Below are 23,979 nucleotides of genomic sequence, written 5' to 3'. Positions count from 1 at the left end.
CCCCGTCGGGAAAGTAGATGCCGGAGAGCATATTCATCAGCGTGGTTTTTCCACTGCCGTTTTCTCCCAAAAGAGAGAGAATCTCTCCGCGCCGAAGCTCAAGGTCCACGCCGTCGTTGGCGACGACTTCGCCAAAGCGCTTTGTAACCTGCTTCATGAGGACTGCGCTGGTTTTCTCCAAGAAAGACCATCCTTTCCTGCCAAAAGTGGCTCTAAATGCGTTATGCAAGAACAATGCCGGATGGGTTGACCGGCTCCTGTAAAACAAAATCAGTATAGCATGGTTTAAATGCCTTGTAAATCAAAATTCGCCCTAAAAATGTGGAAATTGAATATTTTTTTTTAGGTAAAACAAAAATAATTATGGAAAGCATCCAAATATAAGCGCTGCTTTTGGAGGGCGGCGGTACACCCTGCTTCCGCCCCGTCCGGCGTATAGAAGAAAAAACAACCCCCGCCGCGAATTCCGCGGCGGGGGTGCGGATGCGTTCCAAAATCTTGCGGAAAGGTTTCCGAAGAAGGACGCGTCAGTTCAACTTGGTGATCCCGTCAATCGCCAGAGAGAAAGACGGTGCGGATTGGAAGTAAGACTCGTGATAGTAACCATCGATGATGGCTTCGTCCGCGTCGGGAACGAAATCGCCGTTGGTATCGGTGGCAAACGCGTTGGTGACAGGCTTGCCGTCCACGGTGAAGGTGGAGGTGTCAAACACGTGCACAGAGCCGGACTTAATGGCGGCGATGGCCGCGTCAACTGCCTCCTGAGTGCCGGGGGCGCAGGCGGTGCCGAGCTGGGAAATCATCACGCCGCCTTCGGCATAGCCGTTGCAGTAATCGGTTTCAAGCTGGCCACCATCCATGGCGGTGCGGATAATCTCTTCATAGGCGACTTCCCAGTTGTTCTGGGGAGAAGTCAGCGCCACGTCGGGAGCGACGGAGAGCATATCCACGTTGTAGCCCACGGAATAGACGTTGGTGTTGCCCTTGTCGTGGGCGGCCTGCACGGCGGAGGGAGCGCCCGTGGAGTCAGCGTGCTGGCCAATGATGACGCAGCCGCGGCTGATCAGCGCGTTGGCAGCCTCACCCTCGGCCTTGATGTCAAACCAGGAGTTGGTGAAGGTCACGTCCATGTGGGCGTCGGGCACGATGGAGCGGATGCCCAGGAAGAACGCGGTGTAGCCGGAAACCACCTCGGCAAAGGGATACGCGCCGACATAGCCGATGTAAGGATCGGTAACAGAGCCGGCATCCATCATCTCCTTGAGCTTCATGCCGGCCACGATGCCGGAGACATAGCGGGCCTCGTAGATGTTGTCAAAGAAATTTGCAAAATTGGCCAGGCCAGCAGTTCTGGCGTGGGTACCGGTGGCGTGGGCGAAGTAAACATCGGGATATTCCGATGCGGCCTGCATGAGATATGTCTCGTGGCCGAAAGAGTTTGCGAAGATAATGCTGCAGCCCTGCTCCGCCAGATCGACGGCGGCGTCGTAGCACTTCTCATCCTCGGGAACGGTATATTTGAAGATCAGGTTATCACTGGGAATACCCAGCGTTGCGCAGGCGGCCTGAATGCCCTCCATATGGGCGAAGGTGTAGCCCTCGTTTTCGTCGCCGATCAGAATCGCGCCGACCTTGAAATCGCTGGTGGAGGTGTCGCTGCCGGAAGCAGAACCCTGGGAAGTGCCAGAGCCGCTGGGAGTGCCGGAATTGCCGCAGGCGGCCAGACTCATCATCATGACGGCCGACAGCAGCATTGCAAGAAACTTCTTCATTCTGTTATCCTCCTTATTTTGTTTGAAAACCAAAGTGTGAATGGTTTTCCACAAATCATATCATACAAGGTTCACTTTTAAATTTCAATCCATTATTTTATATTTGTCAAAGTTTTTACTTATGCTTTTGCGCAGACCAAAAAATCTGGAAGATATGGCAAAACCCCGTGCCCGGAAAAGAACTTCCGGGCACGGGATTTTGTGCAAAAACAACAGAAAATTACTGACAGATGGCGGTTCCGGTCTTTCCGGCAATGCCGTCCCGGGCCTTTTCCAAAAAGGTAATCAGGGCAGTGCGGCTCGCCTTGGATTCGGCGAATTTCACAGCGGCCTGCACCTTGGGAAGCATGCTGCCGGGGGCAAACTGGCCCTCTTGCTCGTAGGTGCGGGCCTGATCCGGCGTCATGGAGTCCAGCCATTTCTGGTCGGGCTTTCCGAAGTTGACGGCCACCTTCTCAACGGCGGTGAGAATAATGAGACTGTCGGCGTCCAGTTCCTCGGCCAGCAGTTCGGAGGCAAAGTCCTTGTCGATGACCGCACCCGCGCCCCGGAGATGGTTTCCCTCCCGGATGACGGGGATGCCGCCGCCGCCGCAGGCCACCACGATCTGTCCCGCGTCGGACATGGCACGGATGGTTTCAATTTCAATAATAGAGATCGGTCTGGGGGAGGCCACACAGCGCCGCCAGCCCCGGCCTGCATCCTCCATCACCGCGTTGCCGCGACGGCGCATTTCCTCGGCTTCGGCTTCGGTCATAAAGGCGCCGATGGGCTTGGTGGGCTTCTGGAAGGCGGGGTCCTCGCCGTTGACCTCCACTTGCGTGAGGACGGTGGCCACGGGCTTGTCCATACCGCGGTTCAAAAGCTCTTCCCGCAGGGAGTTTTGAAGATCGTATCCGATGTAGCCCTGGCTCATGGCGGTGCAAACCGACATGGGCGCCATGGGGTGGGAGGGATCCTCGCGGGAGAGGGTGGTCATGGCCACGTTGATCATGCCCACCTGCGGTCCATTGCCGTGGGCGATGACTACCTGATGCCCCTCTTCAATCAGGTCCACAATGGCTTTTGCCGTTTGCTTCACGGCAATCATCTGCTCCGGCAGGTTGTTGCCCAGCGCGTTTCCGCCCAAAGCAATCACGATTTTCTTCGGCATAAAAATACCCCTCAAATAAAAGTATGGTGGCGGCGGCAACGCCGCCACACAGTCGGAAAGGTTCCGGCGGGAGATACCGGGCCCGGCGGTCCTCCGGACCCGGTATGGAAACGTCTTAGAACAGTTTGCGCTTGCTGTCGGCCATGTCGAGCGCCATCAGGGCGGAGGCGGGATCCTTCACCTTGCTCATCATGATCATGGCGGCGATGACATAGGGCTTGAAGCTGGCCTGCTTATACAGGGGCACCAAATACCGATCGAACACGGAGCTGTCCACCTCGCCCTCGGGGCAGGAGAGACCCGTGATATCGGCGGGCAGGCAGTGCAGGTAGAGCGCTTTGCCGTCCTTGGTCTTCTTCATCATTTCCTCGGTGCAGGCCCAATCCTTGTGAAGGGCGTTCTGCGCGAGGAGCTTCTTCTCCAGCTCGCTGATGCCGGCGGTATCACCCGCCTGATACAGCTTTGTGCGCTGCTCCATGGCGGCAAAGGGAGCCCAGGATTTGGGGTACACGATGTCCGCGCCCTGGAAGGCCTCGCCCATGGAGGCGACCTTCTGGAAGGAGCCGCCGGTGGCGGATGCGTTCTTGCGGGCAATCTCCTCCACCTCGGGCATCACGTCATAGCCCTCGGGATGCGCCAGAACCACGTCCATGCCAAAGCGGGTGAACAGACCGATGACGCCCTGGGGAACGGAGAGGGGCTTGCCGTAAGAGGGGGAATAGGCCCAGGTCATGGCGACCTTTTTGCCCTTGAGGTTCTCCACGCCGCCGAACTGATGGATGACGTGCAGCATATCCGCCATGCACTGGGTGGGATGGTCCACGTCGCACTGGAGGTTCACCAAGCTGGGCTGTTGCTCCAAAATCCCGTCCTGATAACCTTCCTTCACGGCGTCCATGAAGGTCTTCTGATATTTGTGGCCCTCGCCGATGAACATATCGTCCCGGACGCCGATGACGTCGGCCATGAAGGACACCATGTTGGCCGTCTCGCGGACCGTTTCGCCGTGGGCGATCTGGGAGGTCTTCTCGTCCAGATCCTGAACCTCAAGGCCCAGCAGGTTGCAGGCGGAGGCGAAGGAGAAGCGGGTGCGGGTGGAGTTGTCCCGGAAGATGGAGATGCCGAGGCCGGAGTCGAACACGCGGGTGGATTTGTTCCGCTCGCGCAAGTCCCGCAACGCGTCGGCCACGGTGAAGATGGCCTCCAGCTCCTCGTCGGTCTTGTCCCAGGTCCAGTAAAAATCGTTCTTGTACATATTGTTGGTGTGCAGGTGCTCCAGATGCTTGGCCAGTTCGATGGTCTTGGACATATCCATAACTCCTTCTTAAATCAAAAAGTCAGTCCCTGCTTTGAAAACAGGGTATCTTGCGAACATGAGAGAACGTGCTTATTTAATGTCGTTATTGGTCTTGCCGCCGCGGTACACACTCACGTCCTCGGTGCCCTTGCCCTTATAGAGGGAGGGGACGGCGGCGTACAAGGCGGCGCAGGCAACCAAATCCTCTTTCCAGGTAATCTCGTTGGGGGCGTGGGCCTGAGATTCTGCGCCGGGACCGAAGCCCACGCAGGGAATGCCGTACCGACCCTGAATGGAAACGCCATTGGTGGAGAAGGTCCACTTGTCGATCAGGGGCGCCTTGCGCTTTTCAAGGGCGATTTCGGAAGAGGTGGGCGTGCCCACGCGCTTGTCGCCGTACAGGCCCTTGTGCGCGTCCGCCAGCGCCTGAATGTGGGGCGCGGTTTCTTTGTTGATCCAGGTGGGGAAGTAGCACTCCGTCTCATACTTCAGGCCCGTCCATGCAGGACGGTCGTACATATACATGGAAACCTTCACGTCCTTAGCGTACTTCTTCACGGCGGGCAGGTTCTCAATTTCCTTGATGCAGGAATCCCAAGTCTCGCCAGCGGTCATGCGGCGATCCAAAGACACGGAGCAGCTATCTGCCACGGCGCAGCGGCTGGGAGAGGTGAAGAAAATTTCGGACACGGTGACGGTGCCGCGGCCAAGGAACTGCGCGTCCTCATAATGCTCGGGGTTGAAGGCGGGGTTGAGCATCTTCACAAGGCCCTTGACTTCGTTGGAGGGGCCGTCGCCGTTTTCGTTCAAAGAGCGGACATCCTGAAGAATGTCGGCCATTTTGAAGATGGCGTTGTCGCCGCGCTCGGGGGCGGAGCCATGGCAGCTTACGCCGCGCACGTCCACGCGGATCTCCATGCGGCCCCGATGGCCGCGATAGATGCCACCATCGGTCGGCTCAGTGGAAATGACAAACTCGGGCGTGATTTTATCCTCGTTGTGGATATACTGCCAGCAAAGGCCGTCGCAATCCTCTTCCTGCACCGTGCCGGTGACGAGGACGGTCACGTCTTCGGGAATCAGGTTCATATCCTTCATAATCTTCGCGCCGTAGACAGAGGAGACGATGCCGCCCTCCTGGTCACTGCCGCCCCGGCCGCCGATTTCGGTTTCGTTCTCATAGCCTTCGTAGGGATCGAACTTCCAGTTTTCCCGGTTGCCGATGCCCACGGTGTCGATATGTGCGTCATAGGCGATGATCTTCTCGCCGTTGCCCATCCAGCCCAGCACATTGCCCTCGCCGTCAATCTCCACCTTGTCGAAACCGACCTTCTCCATCTCGGCGGCGATGCGGCGGATGACGCCCTCTTCGTTGGAGCTCTCGCTGGGAATCGCGATCAGATCCCGCAGGAATCTGGTCATATCGGCTTCATAGCCCTTGGCAGCGGATTTGATTGCATCGAAATTCATTTTGCGACCTCCTGTAAAAATATATGAAAATAATTAACACGATTTGGACTGTGCCGTCCCTTTTTCTATCCCCATCATAGCATAAGAAACGCAGATGTCAAACAAAAAATAAGAAAACCTAAAAATTTTTCTGCAAACAGGTTGATTTCTGCACAAAGTATGGTATGATGGGTCTGTTAATACAGGGACTTTTGCCTGAAAAGGCTGGTCCCGGAGGAGGGATAGCGCACGGAAAGCGGAAAACTGGAAATGCTCAGTCAGATCGCCACGGGAATCGCCGCGCAGTTCGGAAGCGACTGCGAGGTGGTGGTGCACGACTTGAGCCGCCACCCGGATCACAGCATTGTTGTCATTGAGAATGGACATGTTTCCGGACGGAAGGTGGGAGACGGCGCGTCCTATGTGGTGCTGGAGCAAATCGCCCAGTCGGACGCCCAGCCTAAGGACCAGTACTGTTATCTCACCCGCACGCCGGACGGGAAGATTCTCAAGTCCTCCACAATTTATATCCGGGGGGCCCACAAAAAAGTGGCTGCAATTCTTGCCATCAACTTCGACGTGTCAAAGCTCTTAATGGTGGAGGATGCGGTGCATTCTCTCACCAACGTTCCCGGCCCGCAGCCGGCGGAGCCGGAGCGGATTGTCAACATCAACGACCTTTTGGAGGAATTGATCAATCAATCCGTGGCGCTGGTGGGAAAGCCGGTGGCGCTGATGACCAAGGACGACAAAGTGAATGCCATCCGCTTTCTCAACGAAAACGGCGCGTTTCTCGTCACCAAGTCAGGCGACAAGGTGGCAAAATACTTCGGCATCTCAAAGTATACCTTATATTCCTATATCGATGATTCAAAAACATCAGGAGGTAAAGAGTTATGATTGACTTGACCAAAAATCCCCAGGGACTTGCCCATAACATTGAAAAGGCGAAGGAAAACGGCGTGGTAATTCCCACCGTGTCTCAGATGCAGCATCCCGAGACGATTCCCGAGAAGATTCAGGCGAAGCTGAAAAACCTGGGCATGTGGGACGTGGACCCCATGAACCTGTTCCGCATTACGTGGAAGAACGAGGCCAAGGAGAGCGGCGGACTGTTCCAGGCCGTCCCCAACTATGTGGAGCTGCCCTCCTCCCTCACCGGCGTGCCCTGCCGCATCATTGCCATGGCGGGCAAGTGGTTCCCCACCGGCTGCCACAAGGTAGGCGCGTCCTTCGGCTGCCTTGCCCCCCGTCTGGTCACCGGTCAGTTTGACGCCACCCACCACAAGGCCGTTTGGCCCTCCACCGGCAACTACTGCCGTGGCGGCGCGTTCAACTCCAAGTTGCTGGCCTGCGAGAGCGTTGCCATTCTCCCTGCGGAGATGAGCAAGGAGCGGTTTGACTGGCTGAAGACCATCGCCGGTGAAATCATCGCCACCCCCGGCTGCGAGTCCAACGTCAAGGAGATTTTCGACAAGACTTGGGAGCTGAAGCAGGATCCCCAGTATATGGTCTTCAACCAATTTGAGGAGATGGGAAATCCCCTGTGGCACTATAACGTCACCGGCAACGCGCTGGCTGACCTGTACGAATCCATCAAGCGCCCCGGCGACAATTTCGCAGGTGCGTGCTTCACCTCCGGCTCCGCCGGCACCATGAGTGCGGGCGATTTGCTGAAAGACAAGTATCCCCGGCTGAAGCTGGGTGTGGGCGAGGCGCTTCAGTGCCCCACCATCCTGAACAACGGCTTCGGCGGACACCGGATCGAGGGCATCGGCGACAAGCACATCCCCTGGATTCACAACGTGAAGAACACCGACATGGCCATTGCCATTGATGACGAAGATTCTCAGCGTTTGCTGCGCCTGTTCAACACCGAGGACGGCAAGAAGTATCTAAAGGAAGAGCTGAAGCTGGACGCGGACCTGATTGAGAAGCTGACCTGGCTGGGCATTTCCGGCATTGCCAATGTGCTGTGCTGCATCAAGATGGCGAAGTATTACGAGTTGACCGAGCACGACGTGGTTGCCACCGTCCTCACCGACTCCGCCGTGATGTATGGCAGTCGCATCGAGGAGCTGAATGAGCAGCACGGCGCATACTCCGAGAAGGAAGCTGCTCTGGACCACGCTCTGCACATGCTCGGCATGAAGACCGACAACCTGCTGGAGCTGACCTATGAGGAGCGCAAGCGCATCCATAACCTGAAGTATTACACCTGGGTGGAGCAGCAGGGCCGCACCGTGCAGGACCTGAACGACCTGTGGTACAACGTGGATGGCACTTGGGACGCGGTGCACAAGCAGGCCGCAGAGCTGGACACGCTGATCAACGAGTTCAATGAGGCCACCGGCGTTTTGAAGTCTCTGTAAGCGGGAGTATCCCCTTTTGTAAGTTGATAAAAACGCCTCAGGGCGGGGCCGAAAGCCCCGCCCTGATGTTTAGCTGTCCTCCGGCCCCTCAAAGGTAGAAAGAAATACCTCCTCCGCCTCTTGCTGGCCCTGAATGAGCAGTGCCTTCGCTTTCCCGGGATTTTCCGCATCCAGCTCCCGGAGGGCATCTGTGACTGCATTGAAAATGATTGTATAATACTTGGGGAATTCTTGGTCGTTTCCGGGAAAATTTTTCATACACGCTCACCTCAACACACATTTTACAGTTGCGCAAGGTGAAATGCAAGTAGTTCTATATGGAAAACTGCAATATTTAAAATGCGGTGCATCATGCAATACTATTGGTAATACAATAAGTATTGCGAGGTGCACTGTGAGAAAGTTTAAGATTCCAAAAGTTCCGGCATCAACGAATAAGACAATTCGCTTTCCAAACGATGTGATTGAAGAGGTTGAAACCTCCATCCGGGGGACCAATTGCACGTTTTCCGCCTTCGTGGTGGAGGCTGTGCGGGTGGCGCTGGAGAATCTGCGGGAGGAAGAGAACACGGACGACGCGTGAACGCTCATATTTGATAAGGAGAACCCAACCATGAAACATGTGAAATATGGCAAGTGTACCCGCTGCGGCAAGACTCATGCTGCCGTGCCCGACCTGACCATTTGCGATTGCGGGGGCATTCTAGACATTGAATACGATTACGACTATATCAAGACCCAGTTGACCAAGGAAAAGTTGGCGGACCGGCGGGACATGACCATGTGGCGCTACCGCGAGCTGCTGCCCATCGAGGTAACCACCGAAAACACCCCCCTGCGGGTGGGCAACAGCCCGCTATACGAGGAGCCTCGCCTTGCCGAAGAGCTGGGGCTTGGCAGACTGTGGGTGAAGGACGACGGGCAGAATCCCACCTCTTCCTTGAAGGACCGGGCCTCCGCCATGGCGGTTGCCAAGGCCAAGGAGGCCGGGGCAAAGGTGATCGCCTGCTCCTCCACCGGAAACGCGGCTTCGTCCCTTGCGGGCAACGCGGCGGCGGCCGGACTGAAAACCTATATTTTCGTCCCCTCCCGCGCGCCCAAGGGGAAGGTGGCCCAGCTGATGACCTTCGGCGCCACCGTCATTTCCGTGGAGGGCAGCTATGAGGAGACCTTTGAGCTGTCCAAGCAGGCCATTGACAAGTGGGGCTGGTACAACCGCAATGCCGCCATCAATCCCTATCTCTCCGAGGGCAAGAAGACGGTTTCTCTGGAGATTATGGAGCAGCTTGGCTGGCAGGTGCCGGATTATGTGGCACTGTCCGTGGGCGACGGGTGCACCATCGCGGGCGTCTGGAAGGGCTTGAAGGACCTGTACGCCATTGGGTTCATCGACCGGCTTCCGCGGTTGATTTCTGCCCAGGCGGAGGGCTGCTGCCCTCTGAACCGGGCTATTACGGACAATAAGCCATGGGAGCCTATGGAGGAGAACACGCTGGCGGACTCCATCGCCGTGGGCGTGCCCCGCAACGCGGACAAGGCGCTGGCGGCGATTCGGGAGTCCAATGGAATTGTGGTCAACGTCTCCGACGAGGAGATTATGGCGGCGCAAAAGCTGCTGGGCCGCACCTGCGGTGTGTTTGGTGAGCCTGCAGGCGTTACCGGCGCGGCGGGCGTGAAGAAACTGTGCGATCAGGGCGTGCTGGGGAAGAACGACACGGTGGTGTCCATCGTTACCGGCAACGGCCTCAAGGACGTGGCAAACGCCATCAAGGCCTGCGGCGAGCCGATCACCATTCCCTCCGACATGGAGCGCCTTTTGAAGGAGTTTGACCAGCGGGGGATTGTGGTGGAATGATTTTCACCGGAAGTTGAGAGATGAAACAGCGTGGACGCCGGAAAATTCCCGGCGTCCACGCTGTTTTTTCCCGCGCATTGACAATCCGCCGGGAGCGAAGAAATTTCCGCGCGTCAAACATTTGATTGACAGCAAGAAGCATACAGAGTATGATGAAAAAAATATATCGTGATGCGATATATTGTGACGCGATATAACGGAGGGAGGAAGCCTAATGCCAATCGGGGGACCGATGACGGAGGCCATGTACTATATTTTGCTGGTGCTGACCGTGCCCAGCCATGGCTATCAGATTATGGCCTCGGTGCCGAGGGCTTCTCAGGGCCGGGTGCACATGGGGCCGGGGACGCTGTACGGCGTTTTGACCCGGATGGAGGCGGAACGGTATATCGAAATCGTGGACAACGACGGGCGGCGCAAGACCTATGCCATTACGGAGACAGGGCGGGCGGCGCTGCGGGCGGAAACGGAGCGGCTGCAAGCCATGCTGGAGGATCAGACGCGCTGGAGGGAGGACACGAAATGCTTGACCGAGTAGAGAATCAGGAGAAGGGCGAGGAGGAATACGTCCGCAGGTGGAAGCCGGATGATCTGTGGAACTTGGACCGCAACGAGAGCTGGTTTTCGGACATGGCAGAACAGGGGCTGTTTGTGGATCATTTTACCCAATGGTCCGTCTGGTTCAAGCGGGGAACACCCCAAAAAACCCGCTACCGCATAGATGTTTTGAGCCGGGTGCTGACGGAGGATGAGCTGGCGCTGTACGATTCCTGCGGGTGGCATTTTGCAGTGCTCCATATGGAGGAGGGCTTTCGGAAGAATATTTGTTATTATGTTTTCCAGACCGATGAAAACGCGGGTGTGCCGGAGCTGCACACGGACCCTGTAGAGCAGGCAAAGTCCCTGAAGCGGCTGCATGGAAAGCTGCGGAGAGATTTCTTTTTAATGCTGGTCCTGATAGCCGTGGTAGTTTGGGATGTGACAAGCCCGAGACGGCCCGAACTGACATTTTATCTGTTGGTAACCGGAGAGAATCTCATCAGAGTTTACTGGATTCCTTTTTGCCTGTTGATGATGGTGAACAGTTTGCGGGGCTGGCTGAATATCCGGCGGCTGCGCAAGCGCCTGGCGGGGGGAGAGCCATTGGATCATCACGCGGATTACCGCAAGGCCCATAGGCGGTATGTGGTGATTTCCGTGCTGAGGATTCTTTTGGTGGTCTGGGTGCTTATCGTGCCGCTCACGCGGGGAATTCAACGAATCGCTTCAGACCGGATCCTTCCCCTGCCTGAGACGGCAGATTTTCCGGCGGTGCGGCTGGAGGAGTTTTATGATGGAACGCTTGCGGAGAACGGAATTTCCGGAGAGCTTCACCACGAGTGGACGGGGATGGGGGCGGAGATTAACGAGTTGAGGGAGCGCGCCAATGAGGCAGAGATGAACTCGATTTTGGAGCTGCGCACCGTGAGCATTCGGCTTCCCTTTGTCTGGACGGCAGAGCGGGCCTTTGACGCTCTGACGAAGATGGAGTGGTATCGCGGGTCGGACGGTTTTTACCGGATGGGAGAGACTGCCCCGGTGGAGACAAAGCTGGTGGACGAGGCATGGGCAGCGCCCCCCGGCGAGGACAACTGGAATCAGTTTGTCCTCTTGGTGCGAGATGGGCGGCAAATTGTGATGACGTTTTATCTGGATCGTACCAACGGCGATTTTGACGACCCCGTGGAGGCACAGGTCTTCCGGGACCGGTGCACGGAACGGCTGTTGCCCATGCTGGCGCAGAGGCTGGAGGACTGAGGGCAGGGCGGGTGGAGCCGCTCGCCGGAAAAAGAAAATGCTATGCGGTGGGTGGCCTGCGTGGCCGCTTAGGAAAAAGCCGAATCATACGAAGGATATTAATTTTGAATTTGGAGGAAAGTGCCATGCGAATTATGGCCATTGACTACGGAGACGCCCACACGGGTATCGCTATCTCCGACCCCACCGGCTTTGTGGCCGGGACCACCACCGTAATCAACGCCTACCGCCCCGAGCAGGTGGCAGAAGGAGTGAAAAAATTCGCAGAGGAATACGGTGTGGAAGAGCTGGTTTTGGGTTATCCCAAGAACATGGATGGGACACTGGGACCAAGAGCGGAAAAGGCAGAGGCCATGGCGGCGCTTCTGCGGGAGTCTGTGGGACTGCCCGTGGTGCTCTGGGACGAGCGGCGGACCACCATCGATGCCCACCGGATTTTGCAGGGCAACGGACAGAATGCAAAAAAGAGGAAGAAGACCGTGGATGCCGTGGCGGCGGCACTGATTTTGGAGGGATATCTCACATTTAAGAAGAAACTGTGAGAAAACAAAGAAAATCCTGCTAAAAAATTCAGAAAACAGGTTGACTAAGGGCATTATTTCTGCTAAAATCAACGTTACCTGTGAAAAAGGGTTTATTTGTCGTGCGCGTTTTCGCTTTCGCGCGAGACAAAGGCCGCTTTGGAGGGCAGGGAGGCAGTCGGCTTCCCCGGCTCAAGCCGGACAAGAGGCCAATAATAAGGAGGTGCCGTTAAATGCGCGTGAAAGTGACCATGAGATGCAACGAGTGCAAGCAGAGAAACTACAACACCATGAAGAACAAGAAGAACACCCCGGACAAGATGGAAATGAACAAGTATTGCCCCTTCTGCAAGAAGCACACGCTCCACAGCGAGACGAAGTGATTGACCGAATGACGAGAAAGGGCGTGTAAACATGGCGGAAGAAGCCAAGAAGAAGGACAGAACCCGCTGGTTTCGGGAAATGAAAAGCGAAATGAAAAAGATTGTGTGGACCGACCGCAAGACGGTTGTCAAAGACACAGGAACCGTGCTGCTGTGTTCTTTGCTCATTGGTGCGTGCATCTGGATTGCCGACTATTTTTTCATTAACGGCATTCAGCTCATCATCACGTTTCTGAAGTAAGGGGCGGGAGATGATTGAGAGCGCGAAATGGTATGTAATCCATACCTATTCCGGCTATGAAAATGCGGTAAAAACCAGCATTGAGAAGTTTGTGACCGGGCGAAATATGGAGGACATGGTTCTTAGAATCGAAATTCCTCTGGAAACGGTCACAGAGATCACCGAAGGCGGCGCCTCCAAAGAGGTGGAACGTAAGGTGTTCCCCGGCTATGTGCTGATTAAAATGGTCATGACGGACGAAACCTGGCATCTGGTGCGGAATATCCGCGGCGTGACCGGGTTTGTCGGCGAGGCCAGCAACAAGCCTATTCCTCTGACGGAGGAAGAGGCCTTGTCCATGGGCATGGAGAAACACGAGATCGAAGTGAAATACTCCGTGGGTAGCCATGTGAAAATCGTGGACGGTCCTCTGTCCACCTTTACCGGTGTGGTGGAGGAAATTGAGCCAGAGAAAAACCGCGTCAGCGTGATGGTTTCCATGTTCGGACGGGAAACGCCCGTGGAACTGGAGCTGGATCAGCTGGAAGTCGTGGATTGACAGAGCGGACAGGCGTCCGCTGAAGTGGGAGGGACCATTGCGTCCCGCCAAAGGGGGCCAGAAGGCCGCCACCACATTTTAAACAGGAGGTGCTACTAAAGTGGCACAGAAAATTACAGGATACGTAAAACTGCAGATTCCCGCGGGCAAAGCGACACCCGCTCCCCCCGTGGGCCCCGCACTGGGCCAGCATGGCGTGAACATCGCCGCGTTCACCAAGGAGTTTAACGAGCGCACCAAGAACGACATGGGTATGATTATTCCCGTAGTTATCACGGTGTACGGCGACCGCTCCTTCTCCTTCATCACCAAGACTCCCCCCGCTGCGGTTCTTATCAAGAAGGAATGCAACATCGAGTCCGGCTCCGGCGTGCCCAACAAGACCAAGGTGGCCACCATTTCCAAGGCGTCCATCCAGAAGATCGCGGAGCTGAAAATGCGCGATCTGAACGCCTCCAGTCTGGAGAGCGCCATGAGCATGATCGCCGGCACCGCCCGTTCCATGGGCGTTGAGGTGGGCGACTGAGCCGCTACCCGTCCCCGTTTGCGCGGCACAAGAGCCGCATACAGTGGGAGGATGAATTCCGAAGAACCACTATGAGGAGGAAATAACATTGTTTAGAGGCAAGAAGTATACCGACAGCGCAAAGCTGATCGATAAAGGAACCGTTTATGAGACGACGGAGGGCATGGGCCTGGTGTGCAAGTGCGCCGTTGCCAAGTTCGACGAGACCGTCGAGCTGCACGTGAAGCTGGGCGTGGACTCCCGGCACGCCGACCAGCAGGTCCGCGGCGCCATCGTTCTGCCCCACGGCACCGGAAAGACCGTTCGCGTGCTGGTTTTCGCGAAGGACGACAAGGCTGAAGCCGCCAGAGAAGCCGGCGCCGACTATGTGGGCGACATGGACCTGGTGGAGAAAATTCAGAAGGAAAACTGGTTTGACTTTGACGTGGTTGTCGCCAGCCCTGATATGATGGGCTTGGTGGGCCGTCTGGGTAAGGTGCTGGGCCCCAAGGGTCTGATGCCTTCCCCCAAGGCGGGCACCGTCACTCCCGACGTGGCCAAGGCCGTGAAGGAAGTCAAGGCCGGTAAGATCGAGTACCGTCTGGACAAGACCAACATCATCCACTGCCCCATCGGAAAGGCCTCTTTCGGCCCCGAGAAGCTGGCGGAGAACTACAATGCCCTCATGGGCGCCATCGTCAAGGCGAAGCCCGCCGCTGCCAAGGGTCAGTATATCCGTAGCTGCGTGGTGGCTTCCACCATGGGCCCCGGCGTGAAGATGAACGCCGCCAAGCTGGTCTGAGCAAAAAAGTGATATCTGACCGGGAAATTGTCGCTTGACAAATTCCGACGGTTTGATATAATACAACGTGCGTTCCAAAGACAGCAGGTGGGAGGAAACTCCGGAAATCCTGCCGAGGACGGCTTTTTGATGAAGCTATTCCGTCCTTGTGTCTTTTGGGCACAAGGACGGTTTCCTTTTTAGAACGCACCCCCCGGAATTCTTCTGCTTGACGGCCCACGCCGGGAGAGTAGAGACGTTCCGCAAAAATCTCTGGAGGTGAAACAAGAATGCCTAACGCAAAAGTCCTGAGTGCAAAGCAAGCGATTGTGGCAGAGCTGACCGAAAAGGTTCAGAAGGCCACCGCAGGCGTCCTGGTGGACTACAAGGGTATCACCGTTGAGGAGGACACCGTCCTTCGCCGGGAGTGCCGCGAGAACGGCGTAGATTACGCCGTTGTGAAGAACACCATGCTGCGCTTCGCGTTCAACAACGTCGGCTATGGTGAGCTGGACGGTCTGCTGAACGGAACCACTTCTCTGGCCCTGTCCGAAGACGTGGTGGCGCCCGCTCGCATCATGTGCAACTGCGCCAAGAAGATGGACGGTAAGTTCGAGATCAAGGGCGGCTTCATGGACGGCAAGGTGGTGGATCTCGCCACCATTCAGTCTCTGGCTGCAATTCCCGCTCTGCCCATCCTGCAGGCGCAGGTTCTGGGCACCATGCTGGCCCCCATCACGGGTCTGGCCGTGGTCCTCAAGCAGATTGCGGAGAAGGGCGGCGAAGCCGCTCCCGCCGCCGAAGCTGCTGTCGAGGCTCCCGCAGCGGAGGAATCCGCTCCCGCCGCTGAATAAGCGGGTATCCAAATTTAAACCAACTTTTATTTAGGAGGCTACTACTATGTCTGAGAAAGTTACCGCTATGATCGAAGAGATCAAGGGCCTGACCGTTCTGGAGCTGAGCGAGCTGGTGCACGCTCTGGAGGAAGAGTTCGGCGTTTCTGCTGCCGCTATGGCTGCTCCCGCTGCTGGTGCTGCCGCTCCCGCTGCTGAGGAGAAGACCTCTTTCGACGTGGTCCTGACCGGCTTTGACGCCGCTGCCAAGATCAAGGTCATCAAGGCTGTCCGCGAGATCACCGATCAGGGTCTGGCCGAGGCTAAGGCGACCGTCGAGGGCGCTCCCGCCACGCTGAAGGAAGGCCTGTCCAAGGACGACGCCGAGGCTATGAAGGCGAAGCTGGAGGAAGCCGGCGCAAAGGTCGAGCTGAAGTAAGCTTTTTCCATATGCAACTGAAAGCAGCCGTACAGATAATTCTGTACGGCTGCTTTTTTTATCGCTTCGGTAAAATAGTAGAGACGAATTTTCGCAAAATTCCCTTATAGCAGTGCAAAATCCGGATGCTCCATCAGCGGCTGCATTTGACAAAGACAAAACGGATGCCCGGCGGGGTCCAGCATTACCTGCCAGTGATCGGAAAACTGCGCCTTTGCCATGGTTGCGCCACAGCGAATTGCGTGCGCCACGGCCTCCTCCAAATCGTTGACCGCAAAATCCAGGTGTGCCATTTGCTGTTGGGCTTCGGATTGTTCTGGCCAAACGGGTGGCGTATAAGAGGGATTCCTTTGAAAGGTGATGCATGGATACGTGCCCTGCTGCGCACCGGGAGCGCCAAGGCAGGCGTATTCCTCATCGTAAAAGGGAATGGTCCATCCCAGCAGCTCCGCATAAAATTTTGCCAGCTCATAGGGGTCTGTGCAATCAATGGTAAACGAATATAGCTTGATTTTAAGACTGGAATCCATAGCGTTGGGCCTCCTGAACTAAAGTTATTTGATATATAGGTGTTCTGTGAAAAAAGCGGACATGACTATGAGCACTTTTATCCTGCTTTAAGACTGTTTTCTGGTAAAAAGGCCGTTCCCTCGGAGAATTGCTTTTTAAGCGACCGGCCTAATTCGCAGAAAAATCTGTGCGATCAGCGGTAGGCTTCGATCAGCTCTTGAAACAGAGGGAGGCTGCGCTGGATGGTGTCGTATGACACGCAGGTGCACAGGCGGAAATACTCCGGGCAGCCAAAGTCGTCACCGGGGACCACCAGAAGGTTTTTCTCCTTCGCCATGTCGGAGAACGCCGTGGAGCTACCGCCGGGGGCCTTGACGAACATAAAAAACGCGCCGTTGGCCTTGGGACAGTCGTAACCGAAGGAAGTAAGTGCGTCGTACAGGGTGCGGCGATTTTTGTCATAGGCCGCTAGGTCTGGCCGCTCCGCGGCGCAACGGGCCACAACGCGCTGCTGTAAGGAAGGGGGGCAGACATGGCCCAGAGCACGGGCGGCACCCGCCACCGCAGCGAAAAGCAAGTCGCTGTCTGCCGCACAGTCGGGCACGCAGACATAGCCGATGCGCTCTCCGGGAAGGGACAGGGACTTGGAATAGGAGTAGCACACCACGGTATTGGGGTAGATATTGGGGACCCAGCTCACTTCCGCGTCGTCGTACACCAGCTCCCGGTAAGGCTCGTCCGCAATGATATAGATAGGATGGCCCACCTGGTGGCTTTTTTCTGTCAGAAGGGCTGCAAGTTTTTTAAGAGTTTCCTTGGTATAGACAATGCCGGAGGGGTTATTGGGGGAGTTGATGAGAACCGCCTGCGTATGCTCATTAATGAGGGTTGCCATGTCATCCAGCCGAATTTGAAACTGTTGCGTCTCGGGCGGAGTGACCACGAATTTTGCACCGTTGCTTTCTACATAGGGGCGGTACTCGGCAAAGAAGGGGGCCACGCCTACGATTTCCGCACCTTCCACCGCCAGTGCCCGTACCACGGAGATGATCGCCGGCGCCGCGCCACAGGTGAAGAACAGATTTTCGGGACGAAGATGGGCATCGAACCGGGCGTTTAAATCATCTGTCACGGCTTTGCGCACACCGGGATAGCCTGCGGCGGAGGTGTAGCCGTGAACATCCAGACTGTCCTCAGTGCGCACGATGTCTAAAAAGGCTTCGTTCACCGCGTCGGGGGAGGGAATGGAGGGGTTGCCGATGGAAAAGTCAAAGACATTTTCCCGGCCCACGACGGCCGCCTGCTTCATGCCGTATTCAAACAGCTCCCGGATGCAGGAGCGGGATTGGCCCAAAGCCAACATTTTTTGAGAAATCATACATCAAAGTCCTTCCCGCCGCCGTGCGTGGGGCGGCCCGCTTGAATGTGCGGTAAAATCTATTTGTTATTCATCATAGCACGTTTTGGGGAAGAAGGAAACGGGTTTTTCGTCCTGTATAGAGATAATCCGGAGGAGACGCACAGCGTCTCCTCCGGAGGTTATGGCTGGGGTATCAGTGCTCAGAGGTCATCCTCCTCGCCCAGAACGAAGCTGTCCACCAGAGTCTTCAGAGTCTGCGCCTGCGCGGAAAGCTGTTCGCTGGCGGCCGCGCTTTGCTCGGCGGTGGCCGAGTTGTTCTGCACAACGGAGGCAATTTGGTCAATGCCGGTGGTAATCTGCCGGGCAAAGTGGGCCTGCTCGTCGGAAGCCTGCGCAATGTTGGAGATTTTCTTGTTGATGGACTCCGTATGCTGCACCACCGCGTCCATGGAATCGGCGGCGGTATTGGCAATTTGCGTGCCTGCCTGAATGGAACTGAGGGCGTTTTCAATGAGGGCGGTGGTGTTCCTGGCGGCTTCTGCGGATTTTCCGGCGAGATTGCGCACCTCGTCCGCCACCACGGCAAAGCCCTTGCCCGCCACACCCGCACGGGCAGCTTCCACCGCTGCATTCAAAGCCAGAATGTTGGTTTGGAAGGCAATGTCATCAATGGTTTTAATAATCTTTCCGATTTCGCCGGAAGTGGTTTCAATCTCCTGCATGGCGACGGTCATTTCTGCCATGCGGGCGTTGCTCTCGGAAATGTAGACTTCGGTTTCCGCGGAGATGGAGCTGGCCTCGGCGGCATCCTGCGCGTTCTGGCGAACCTTGGCGGCCAACTCTTCAATGGCAGCGGACAATTCCTCGGTGGAGCTGGCCTGTTCTGTAGAGCCTTGAGAAAGAGCCTGTGCGCCGTTGGCCACCTGTTCGGAGCCGCTGAACACCTCGTCCGAGGCCTGCCGGATATGCAGCATGGTGCGGTTCATTGTCACCTGAATGGACATGAGCGCGTCTTTAATTCTGGAGAATTCCCCGGTGTAGTCGTGAATCAGAGTGAAGCGCATATTACCGGTGGAGAGCTGCTTTAAAACATCGGTGATTTCGTTGATATAATCCATGTAGGACTTCAGCCGGTCCACCGTGGCGTGCATGGAAAGAGCAAGCTCGCCAATCTCATCCCGGCTGGAAACCGAGATATCCACATTCAAGTCGCCTTCGGCGATTTGAACGGCGGCCTGGTGAAGCTCCCGCAGCGGGCGGACCAGTCTGCGGCTGAACAAAAGGGAAACGGCAGTGATAACGACCACAAGCGCCAGCGCCAGAAGAATATTGGACTGAATCATCCGGGTGGTGTCGGCATAGGCGGCGGACCGATTTTGGATGGTGACCACGGCCCAGTCGTCGGACCCGCCGGGAAGAGAAATGGGTGCATAGGCGTAAATCGTGTTTTCGTCGGCCTGTTCCTGAATGCCGTTTTCACCGCTTAGGGCGGCGGCGGTCAAAGACTTCAGCTCGGGGGAAAGTGAAAAGTTTTCCTGAGACTCCTGATCGCCTGTGACCACTGTTTTGATGCCGGAGAGATAGTTGTACATCTCGGCCACCTGCTCCGTGTCCGGATGGGCCACCACGACGCCCTCCCCGTCCACAATGACAGAGTAAGTATCCTCGGTGTTATAGTCTTCCACAATCTCCTGAAGCTTTTGAAGGCTGAGGTCACAGCCCAGAACTCCGGTCATTTGCTTGCCCGGGCCGGGGGCATAGACAGGATAGATAATGGAAGAGACAGCGCTTTTTGTATTGATATCCAGATAGGACTTGGTGACAAAGGGCGTGGAGTCGGACATAATTTGTTTGAACCACCAACGGTCTGCCCGGTTGCCAAGGTTTCCGGAGCTTCGCGCGCTCTGCTCTCCGTCCATGCCCTGCTGATAAAACAGAATAAAATAGGGGTTGTGCTCAAGGGTGGCGATCAGCGCACCGCGCTGGGCCTCCGGGTCCGAAGAGCGAAGGTCGCCGCTGTACGCAATGCTTTCTGCCACGGCGAAGGCTTTGTTCATGTTCTCCGAAACCTGCGACGCAACGCCGACGGTTTTGCTCTCCAGAAGCCGATAGGAGGAGGCGTGTCCGGAGGAGGTGGTGATGAAACCGCCGATGAGGTTGGAAAGCAGAAGGGAGCCGACGCAGGATAAGACTGCCAAAAGGACAATCCGGCTTTGAATACCGGACCGGCGGGCGCGCTTCTCTCTGTCTTTTTTGGGCTTTGCAAAAGCATTCTCTTTCAAAACAATACCCTCCCAATCAATTTGCGTTTGGGTCTTCGGGAATGCTCAAAAAACAGAGGGACAGCTCACACTGCTGTCCCCCACGAAAATATGAGTTTCCCTCGTCCGCGGACGCAGCCGCGAAAAATACCCAGGTGACGTTTGCATTATATCATGCAGTGCCAAAAATTGACAAGTGCAAAATGATTAAAATTATGCAAAATTTATAAATTCATGTCACAAAAGGGATGCGTGTGAGGGGGAAATGACGTAAAGCCCAAGTGAAAAACGAAGTTAACCCCCCTGCTGGGGTAAAAATGGCGCTTCTGCTGCAAATTCATCTTTGGCTTGTTGAAATATTTTGCGATCCGCTTTGGTGGTAAGCTGCGTTTCGTCAAAGGCGGCGAAGAGGTCCGGTCGGCGAGCCATGGTGCGCTTATAGCTTTCTTTTTTCCGCCAGGCGGCGACTTTTGCATGGTCGCCGGAAACCAGAATGGGAGGGACCTCCCGGTCGTGCCAAACGGCGGGACGGGAATACTGGGGATGCTCCAGCAGTCCGTCCCAGTGGGACTCCTCCGTGAAGCACTCCTCGTCCGGCAAAACGCCGGGAACCATGCGGCACACCGCGTCGCACACCGCCATGGCGGGGATTTCCCCGCCGGTTAGGACAAAGTCGCCCATGGACAGCTCCTCGTCCACACACTCGTCCAAAAATCGCTGGTCCACCCCTTCATAGTGGCCGCAGACCAGAATCAGATGGTCATATCGTTCTTTCAATTCCCGGGCCACTGTCTGAGTGAACACCCGTCCGCAAGGAGAGAGATAGATGGTGCGTCCGGGGCCGAAGGTTTCCGTTACGTAGGCCCAGCAGCGGTAGAGCGGGTCGGCCTGCATCACCGCCCCCCGGCCCCCACCGTATGGGTAATCGTCCACCTGCATCTGTTTATTGGTGGTATATTCACGAATCTGGTGGGACTTTATGGCGATAAACCCACGTTCCTGCGCCCGCCCCAGAATGCTGACGTTCAGCATGGCGTCCACGGCTTCGGGAAACAGGGTCAGAATGTCAATTCGCATCGGTTTCCATTCCTTTCAGAATGTGGACCAGCATTTCGTTTGCGTCTAAATCCACGGACTGGATAAAAACCTCCGGAACGGCGGGGATGAGGTAGGTATGCTGCCCCGTCACTGTGTAAACCTTGCTGGCGGGATAGTCCTCAATTAAAGTCAGCTTGCCGAGAAGCTCACCGGTATCGGCATTTTTCACGTCCATGCCAAGGAGCTCGTCGTCAAAGGGCTCACCGTCGGCTGCGTCCTCCCGGCGAATGAAGACAGGCCGCTCCTTATAGGAAAGAGCGGCGTTCATGTCGTCCACGCCGGGGAATTTCAGCAGAACAAAGCCCTTGTGGACGTGGTTCGCGGTGGGGACAACGGGGGTTTTATCCTTGCCTAGATAAAAAGTTTTAAAGGCGGTGAGATAGGCTGGGTCAAAGCCCTGAGGCAGCAGCCGCACCTCGCCACGGATACCGTGGGCATTGACAATGCGGCCGATTTGAATATAGTCCAGTTTCATTTGTAACTCCTTCCGGAAGTATCAAGGGATGATATAAAGTATTATACCCAACCCGCGCCGGATTGACAAGGGGCAGGGAGGCATGGGGCAATTCCGCCCTTTTCCGTCCGGCGGCGGGCCTCCCGGACGGCGTGAAGAAGAAACGTGGGTACGTTGTCGCTCCGCAGAACCGCGCTTTGTGCCTAGACGGTTTCTACGGTATGGGTTGGATTTTCATAAGCGGCGTTGAGGGCGGATTGCATATCCTGCCGAATTTCTTTCGCGGTCACACCGTGCTTTTTGGCAAGCTGGCGATAAATGTTTCGATTCATGTTTAATCGCCTTCACTGTGTGGTATACCACACAGTGATAACAGAGATTTTTCATATACTCAACACATATGTGTGATTTTCCACACAGTTTTGGAGTGATATGTGATGAATCAGAAAATCAAGCAGGATTTTTGCATCGGTGCGAACCTGCGGATATTGCGGATAAAGGCTGGGTTAACTCAGGAGCAGGTGGCGATTAAAATGCAGTTGTTCGGGCTGAACATGTCCCGGGATTTTTATGCCCATATTGAAAATGGGACCTATAACATCCGGGCCAGTGAGTTGGTTGCGTTGCGGTCTGTTTTCCAGTGCGATTATGCTGATTTCTTCGTGGGGATGGATTGAGGGAGCGGTGATTTGGGCAGAAAACGAGGGAGGACGTATCCTCCCTCGCTTTGTTCAGTCCATGATATCCACGGAAACCTTTATACCGGTACGCTGGGCATAGGAGCGCACCACGGTGCGAATCTCCTTTGCGATGCGACCCTGACGGCCGATGACTTTGCCCATGTCGTCGGGGGCGACGCGCAGCTCCAACGTCAGTTCCTGCTCACCGGGAATTTCCGTGACGGAAACGGCGTCAGGATCGTCCACGAGGTTTCTGGCGATATAGAGCAGCAAGTCCTTCATATCTGCCCTCCGGCTTAGAGGACTTCCACTTTTTTCAGCAAAGCCCGCACCGTGTCGGTGGGCTGGGCACCGGACTTAATCCAGGCCTGGGCACGCTCAGTGTCAATCTTGATTTCGGCGGGGTTGACGCAGGGGTTATAGGTGCCGATTTCCTCGATGAAGCGGCCATCCCGAGGGAAGCGGGAATCGGCCACCACCAAACGGTAGAAAGGAGCCTTTTTGGCACCGAGACGGCGCAGTCTGATCTTAACCATAAATGTGTACCTCCAAAAAATTGTGAGAAATTTTATCTATAAATGCGGCTGCACTTATATACTTAAACGAGTATTACTTCTTTTTCCGCTTCTTCTTGCCCTGACCGTGCCCCATGCCGCCAAAGCCTGCGAACCGCCCCCGGGACACCTGCTTCGTCAAATCCCGAACCATTTCAAACTGTTTTAAAAGCCGGTTGATTTCCACCACCGGGCAGCCACTGCCTGCGGCGATGCGCCGCTTACGGCTGGCATTCAAAACGTCGGGGTTTTCCCGCTCTCGGGGAGTCATGGAGAGGATGATGGCCTCCGTATGGGCGAGGGCTTTTTCGTCCAGCGTGGCGCCTTGCAGCTTGTCGCCCATGCCGGGAAGCATCCCGGCAATCTGACTCAGATCGCCCATGCCCCGAAGCTGGCGGAGCTGGTCCAGATAATCCTCCAGCGTGAAACAGTTTTTTCGCAGCTTTTCCTGAAGTTTTTTGGCTTGCTTTTCATCGTAGTTCTGTTCGGCTTTTTCAATCAAAGTCAGCATGTCACCCATGCCGAGAATGCGGGAGGCCATACGGTCGGGGTGGAAAGGCTCGATCATGTCCAGCTTTTCCCCGGTGCCCGCGAATTTCACGGGCTTTCCGGTGACCGCCCGGATGGAGAGAGCCGCGCCGCCCCGTGCATCGCCGTCCAGCTTGGTGAGGACCACGCCGTCGATGCCCAGCGCCTCGTCGAAAGCGGCGGCGGCGTTTACCGCATCCTGACCGGTCATAGCGTCTACCACAAGGAGAATATCATTGGGACGGACGGCGGCTTTCATCCGCCGCAGCTCGTCCATCAACGCATCGTCAATATGGAGACGTCCGGCGGTATCCAAAAGCACCAGATCGTTGCCATGGTCCCGGGCGTGACGCAGGGCGTTTTCCGCAATTTTGACCGGGTTGCCCTGCCCCTCGTCGTACACGGGCAAATCAAGCTGACCGCCGACGACCTTGAGCTGCTCCACGGCGGCGGGACGGTATACATCGCAGGCCACCAGCAGAGGGCGCTTTCCGTACATCTTGCGCAGATAGCCCGCAAGCTTTGCGCCGTTGGTAGTCTTGCCCGCGCCCTGAAGGCCCACCAGCATCACTACGGTCGGCCCGCTGTTGGCCATGAT

The 23,979-nt window shown here is 56.1% G+C and carries 30 protein-coding genes and 1 other annotated feature; of the genes, 15 read left to right on the top strand and 15 right to left on the bottom strand.

What is annotated here, in order from left to right; translation table 11 throughout:
* From RT018_RS03955 to RT018_RS03935, 5 genes are all read right to left on the bottom strand, one after another.
* Window positions 1–181, bottom strand: a 181-nt coding sequence (locus RT018_RS03955; protein WP_397359668.1) for an ATP-binding cassette domain-containing protein, incomplete at its 3' end; no start/stop codon positions are given.
* Between the two features lie 346 nt (window positions 182–527).
* The gene (locus RT018_RS03950) at window positions 528–1,772 is read right to left on the bottom strand and encodes a BMP family ABC transporter substrate-binding protein (RefSeq protein ID WP_312939488.1); all 1,245 of its coding nucleotides are present in this window, start codon (window positions 1,770–1,772) and stop codon (window positions 528–530) included.
* 220 nt (window positions 1,773–1,992) lie between these two features.
* Window positions 1,993–2,925, bottom strand: coding sequence for a carbamate kinase (gene arcC / locus RT018_RS03945; RefSeq protein WP_312939486.1), 933 nt, complete (start codon window positions 2,923–2,925; stop codon window positions 1,993–1,995).
* Window positions 2,926–3,040: 115 nt separating this feature from the next.
* Entirely contained in the window at window positions 3,041–4,234 is a 1,194-nt protein-coding gene (gene ygeW / locus RT018_RS03940) for a knotted carbamoyltransferase YgeW (protein WP_312939485.1), read from the bottom strand.
* Between the two features lie 78 nt (window positions 4,235–4,312).
* Window positions 4,313–5,692 (bottom strand): YgeY family selenium metabolism-linked hydrolase, encoded by a 1,380-nt coding sequence (locus tag RT018_RS03935; RefSeq protein WP_312939484.1) that lies wholly within the window; start codon window positions 5,690–5,692, stop codon window positions 4,313–4,315.
* Window positions 5,693–5,941: 249 nt separating this feature from the next.
* On the opposite strand from RT018_RS03935, the gene RT018_RS03930 reads away from it, so the two are divergent.
* The gene (locus tag RT018_RS03930) at window positions 5,942–6,571 is read left to right on the top strand and encodes a helix-turn-helix transcriptional regulator (RefSeq protein ID WP_312939482.1); all 630 of its coding nucleotides are present in this window, start codon (window positions 5,942–5,944) and stop codon (window positions 6,569–6,571) included.
* Window positions 6,568–8,043, top strand: coding sequence for a pyridoxal-5-phosphate-dependent protein subunit beta (locus RT018_RS03925; RefSeq protein ID WP_312939479.1), 1,476 nt, complete (start codon window positions 6,568–6,570; stop codon window positions 8,041–8,043). The genes RT018_RS03930 and RT018_RS03925 overlap by 4 nt, the downstream gene beginning before the upstream one ends.
* A 69-nt stretch (window positions 8,044–8,112) precedes the next feature.
* Here the strand turns inward: RT018_RS03925 and RT018_RS03920 are convergent, their stop codons facing one another.
* Window positions 8,113–8,301, bottom strand: coding sequence for a hypothetical protein (locus tag RT018_RS03920; protein WP_312939477.1), 189 nt, complete (start codon window positions 8,299–8,301; stop codon window positions 8,113–8,115).
* Window positions 8,302–8,437: 136 nt separating this feature from the next.
* On the opposite strand from RT018_RS03920, the gene RT018_RS03915 reads away from it, so the two are divergent.
* The 12 genes from RT018_RS03915 to rplL all read left to right on the top strand — a co-directional run bounded on the left by RT018_RS03915 (window position 8,438) and on the right by rplL (window position 15,936).
* Entirely contained in the window at window positions 8,438–8,626 is a 189-nt protein-coding gene (locus RT018_RS03915; protein WP_294855686.1) for a YlcI/YnfO family protein, read from the top strand.
* 30 nt (window positions 8,627–8,656) lie between these two features.
* Complete coding sequence (locus RT018_RS03910) at window positions 8,657–9,898, top strand: threonine synthase (RefSeq protein ID WP_312939476.1); 1,242 nt, start codon at window positions 8,657–8,659, stop codon at window positions 9,896–9,898.
* 214 nt (window positions 9,899–10,112) lie between these two features.
* Entirely contained in the window at window positions 10,113–10,436 is a 324-nt protein-coding gene (locus RT018_RS03905) for a PadR family transcriptional regulator (RefSeq protein WP_312939475.1), read from the top strand.
* A complete protein-coding gene (locus RT018_RS03900) occupies window positions 10,421–11,695 on the top strand; it encodes a DUF2812 domain-containing protein (RefSeq protein ID WP_312939474.1) in 1,275 nt (424 codons plus the stop codon). Before RT018_RS03905 ends, RT018_RS03900 begins: the two co-directional genes overlap by 16 nt.
* A gap of 125 nt (window positions 11,696–11,820) precedes the next feature.
* The gene (gene ruvX / locus RT018_RS03895; RefSeq protein ID WP_312939473.1) at window positions 11,821–12,237 is read left to right on the top strand and encodes a Holliday junction resolvase RuvX; all 417 of its coding nucleotides are present in this window, start codon (window positions 11,821–11,823) and stop codon (window positions 12,235–12,237) included.
* Window positions 12,238–12,449: 212 nt separating this feature from the next.
* Window positions 12,450–12,599 carry a 50S ribosomal protein L33 gene (gene rpmG / locus RT018_RS03890; protein WP_293009483.1) on the top strand — a complete coding sequence of 50 codons (150 nt, stop codon included), beginning with the start codon at window positions 12,450–12,452 and terminating at the stop codon, window positions 12,597–12,599.
* Between the two features lie 31 nt (window positions 12,600–12,630).
* Complete coding sequence (gene secE / locus RT018_RS03885) at window positions 12,631–12,840, top strand: preprotein translocase subunit SecE (protein ID WP_312939471.1); 210 nt, start codon at window positions 12,631–12,633, stop codon at window positions 12,838–12,840.
* 10 nt (window positions 12,841–12,850) lie between these two features.
* On the top strand, window positions 12,851–13,378 hold the full coding sequence (nusG, locus tag RT018_RS03880) for a transcription termination/antitermination protein NusG (RefSeq protein ID WP_312939470.1): 528 nt from the start codon (window positions 12,851–12,853) through the stop codon (window positions 13,376–13,378).
* Between the two features lie 100 nt (window positions 13,379–13,478).
* Window positions 13,479–13,904: a 50S ribosomal protein L11 gene (gene rplK, locus RT018_RS03875; RefSeq protein WP_312939468.1), complete on the top strand. Its 426-nt coding sequence runs from the start codon at window positions 13,479–13,481 to the stop codon at window positions 13,902–13,904.
* Between the two features lie 88 nt (window positions 13,905–13,992).
* The gene (rplA, locus tag RT018_RS03870; RefSeq protein ID WP_312939466.1) at window positions 13,993–14,685 is read left to right on the top strand and encodes a 50S ribosomal protein L1; all 693 of its coding nucleotides are present in this window, start codon (window positions 13,993–13,995) and stop codon (window positions 14,683–14,685) included.
* Between the two features lie 56 nt (window positions 14,686–14,741).
* Window positions 14,742–14,871 (top strand) — a sequence feature (ribosomal protein L10 leader region).
* An 83-nt stretch (window positions 14,872–14,954) separates the two neighbouring features.
* Entirely contained in the window at window positions 14,955–15,518 is a 564-nt protein-coding gene (gene rplJ / locus RT018_RS03865; RefSeq protein ID WP_312939463.1) for a 50S ribosomal protein L10, read from the top strand.
* Between the two features lie 46 nt (window positions 15,519–15,564).
* Window positions 15,565–15,936: a 50S ribosomal protein L7/L12 gene (rplL, locus tag RT018_RS03860; RefSeq protein WP_312939461.1), complete on the top strand. Its 372-nt coding sequence runs from the start codon at window positions 15,565–15,567 to the stop codon at window positions 15,934–15,936.
* Between the two features lie 104 nt (window positions 15,937–16,040).
* Here rplL and RT018_RS03855 read toward each other — a convergent pair whose 3' ends face one another.
* The 6 genes from RT018_RS03855 to RT018_RS03830 form a co-directional block, all read right to left on the bottom strand.
* Window positions 16,041–16,466, bottom strand: a complete 426-nt coding sequence (locus RT018_RS03855; protein WP_312939459.1) for a VOC family protein — start codon at window positions 16,464–16,466, stop codon at window positions 16,041–16,043.
* Between the two features lie 173 nt (window positions 16,467–16,639).
* Entirely contained in the window at window positions 16,640–17,824 is a 1,185-nt protein-coding gene (locus RT018_RS03850) for a pyridoxal phosphate-dependent aminotransferase (RefSeq protein ID WP_312939458.1), read from the bottom strand.
* Between the two features lie 182 nt (window positions 17,825–18,006).
* On the bottom strand, window positions 18,007–20,088 hold the full coding sequence (locus tag RT018_RS03845; RefSeq protein ID WP_312939457.1) for a methyl-accepting chemotaxis protein: 2,082 nt from the start codon (window positions 20,086–20,088) through the stop codon (window positions 18,007–18,009).
* A gap of 273 nt (window positions 20,089–20,361) precedes the next feature.
* A complete protein-coding gene (trmD, locus tag RT018_RS03840; protein WP_312939455.1) occupies window positions 20,362–21,144 on the bottom strand; it encodes a tRNA (guanosine(37)-N1)-methyltransferase TrmD in 783 nt (260 codons plus the stop codon).
* On the bottom strand, window positions 21,134–21,640 hold the full coding sequence (gene rimM / locus RT018_RS03835; RefSeq protein ID WP_312939453.1) for a ribosome maturation factor RimM: 507 nt from the start codon (window positions 21,638–21,640) through the stop codon (window positions 21,134–21,136). The genes trmD and rimM overlap by 11 nt, the downstream gene beginning before the upstream one ends.
* A 182-nt stretch (window positions 21,641–21,822) precedes the next feature.
* A complete protein-coding gene (locus tag RT018_RS03830; RefSeq protein ID WP_312939451.1) occupies window positions 21,823–21,951 on the bottom strand; it encodes a hypothetical protein in 129 nt (42 codons plus the stop codon).
* A 105-nt stretch (window positions 21,952–22,056) separates the two neighbouring features.
* Between RT018_RS03830 and RT018_RS03825 the strand changes: the two genes are divergently transcribed.
* Window positions 22,057–22,296: a helix-turn-helix transcriptional regulator gene (locus RT018_RS03825; RefSeq protein WP_312939449.1), complete on the top strand. Its 240-nt coding sequence runs from the start codon at window positions 22,057–22,059 to the stop codon at window positions 22,294–22,296.
* 54 nt (window positions 22,297–22,350) lie between these two features.
* Here RT018_RS03825 and RT018_RS03820 read toward each other — a convergent pair whose 3' ends face one another.
* The 3 genes from RT018_RS03820 to ffh form a co-directional block, all read right to left on the bottom strand.
* Window positions 22,351–22,581, bottom strand: coding sequence for a KH domain-containing protein (locus tag RT018_RS03820; RefSeq protein ID WP_312939447.1), 231 nt, complete (start codon window positions 22,579–22,581; stop codon window positions 22,351–22,353).
* A 14-nt stretch (window positions 22,582–22,595) separates the two neighbouring features.
* Window positions 22,596–22,835 (bottom strand): 30S ribosomal protein S16, encoded by a 240-nt coding sequence (gene rpsP, locus RT018_RS03815; protein ID WP_312613632.1) that lies wholly within the window; start codon window positions 22,833–22,835, stop codon window positions 22,596–22,598.
* Between the two features lie 73 nt (window positions 22,836–22,908).
* Window positions 22,909–23,979, bottom strand: a 1,071-nt coding sequence (gene ffh / locus RT018_RS03810; protein ID WP_312939444.1) for a signal recognition particle protein, incomplete at its 5' end; no start/stop codon positions are given.

It is taken from the genome of Oscillibacter sp., from assembly GCF_032060045.1.
Lineage (GTDB): Bacteria > Bacillota > Clostridia > Oscillospirales > Oscillospiraceae > Oscillibacter.
The sequence above is the reverse complement of the archived record's forward strand: the minus strand, read 5'-3'. Positions and strand labels throughout refer to the sequence as shown.

What these genes read in the sequence shown, in the direction of transcription:
- RT018_RS03910 (WP_312939476.1), top strand. Translation starts at nt 8,657, where the DNA reads ATGAAACATGTGAAATATGGCAAGTGTACCCGCTGCGGCAAGACTCAT.
- nusG (WP_312939470.1), top strand. Translation starts at nt 12,851, where the DNA reads ATGATTGAGAGCGCGAAATGGTATGTAATCCATACCTATTCCGGCTAT.
- RT018_RS03950 (WP_312939488.1), bottom strand. Translation starts at nt 1,772, where the DNA reads ATGAAGAAGTTTCTTGCAATGCTGCTGTCGGCCGTCATGATGATGAGT.
- RT018_RS03935 (WP_312939484.1), bottom strand. Translation starts at nt 5,692, where the DNA reads ATGAATTTCGATGCAATCAAATCCGCTGCCAAGGGCTATGAAGCCGAT.
- rimM (WP_312939453.1), bottom strand. Translation starts at nt 21,640, where the DNA reads ATGAAACTGGACTATATTCAAATCGGCCGCATTGTCAATGCCCACGGT.
- RT018_RS03930 (WP_312939482.1), top strand. Translation starts at nt 5,942, where the DNA reads ATGCTCAGTCAGATCGCCACGGGAATCGCCGCGCAGTTCGGAAGCGAC.
- trmD (WP_312939455.1), bottom strand. Translation starts at nt 21,144, where the DNA reads ATGCGAATTGACATTCTGACCCTGTTTCCCGAAGCCGTGGACGCCATG.
- RT018_RS03825 (WP_312939449.1), top strand. Translation starts at nt 22,057, where the DNA reads ATGAATCAGAAAATCAAGCAGGATTTTTGCATCGGTGCGAACCTGCGG.
- rpsP (WP_312613632.1), bottom strand. Translation starts at nt 22,835, where the DNA reads ATGGTTAAGATCAGACTGCGCCGTCTCGGTGCCAAAAAGGCTCCTTTC.
- arcC (WP_312939486.1), bottom strand. Translation starts at nt 2,925, where the DNA reads ATGCCGAAGAAAATCGTGATTGCTTTGGGCGGAAACGCGCTGGGCAAC.
- RT018_RS03900 (WP_312939474.1), top strand. Translation starts at nt 10,421, where the DNA reads ATGCTTGACCGAGTAGAGAATCAGGAGAAGGGCGAGGAGGAATACGTC.
- RT018_RS03925 (WP_312939479.1), top strand. Translation starts at nt 6,568, where the DNA reads ATGATTGACTTGACCAAAAATCCCCAGGGACTTGCCCATAACATTGAA.
- rplJ (WP_312939463.1), top strand. Translation starts at nt 14,955, where the DNA reads ATGCCTAACGCAAAAGTCCTGAGTGCAAAGCAAGCGATTGTGGCAGAG.
- secE (WP_312939471.1), top strand. Translation starts at nt 12,631, where the DNA reads ATGGCGGAAGAAGCCAAGAAGAAGGACAGAACCCGCTGGTTTCGGGAA.
- RT018_RS03850 (WP_312939458.1), bottom strand. Translation starts at nt 17,824, where the DNA reads ATGATTTCTCAAAAAATGTTGGCTTTGGGCCAATCCCGCTCCTGCATC.
- RT018_RS03820 (WP_312939447.1), bottom strand. Translation starts at nt 22,581, where the DNA reads ATGAAGGACTTGCTGCTCTATATCGCCAGAAACCTCGTGGACGATCCT.
- RT018_RS03830 (WP_312939451.1), bottom strand. Translation starts at nt 21,951, where the DNA reads ATGAATCGAAACATTTATCGCCAGCTTGCCAAAAAGCACGGTGTGACC.
- RT018_RS03905 (WP_312939475.1), top strand. Translation starts at nt 10,113, where the DNA reads ATGCCAATCGGGGGACCGATGACGGAGGCCATGTACTATATTTTGCTG.
- RT018_RS03855 (WP_312939459.1), bottom strand. Translation starts at nt 16,466, where the DNA reads ATGGATTCCAGTCTTAAAATCAAGCTATATTCGTTTACCATTGATTGC.
- rplL (WP_312939461.1), top strand. Translation starts at nt 15,565, where the DNA reads ATGTCTGAGAAAGTTACCGCTATGATCGAAGAGATCAAGGGCCTGACC.
- ygeW (WP_312939485.1), bottom strand. Translation starts at nt 4,234, where the DNA reads ATGTCCAAGACCATCGAACTGGCCAAGCATCTGGAGCACCTGCACACC.
- ruvX (WP_312939473.1), top strand. Translation starts at nt 11,821, where the DNA reads ATGCGAATTATGGCCATTGACTACGGAGACGCCCACACGGGTATCGCT.
- rpmG (WP_293009483.1), top strand. Translation starts at nt 12,450, where the DNA reads ATGCGCGTGAAAGTGACCATGAGATGCAACGAGTGCAAGCAGAGAAAC.
- RT018_RS03920 (WP_312939477.1), bottom strand. Translation starts at nt 8,301, where the DNA reads ATGAAAAATTTTCCCGGAAACGACCAAGAATTCCCCAAGTATTATACA.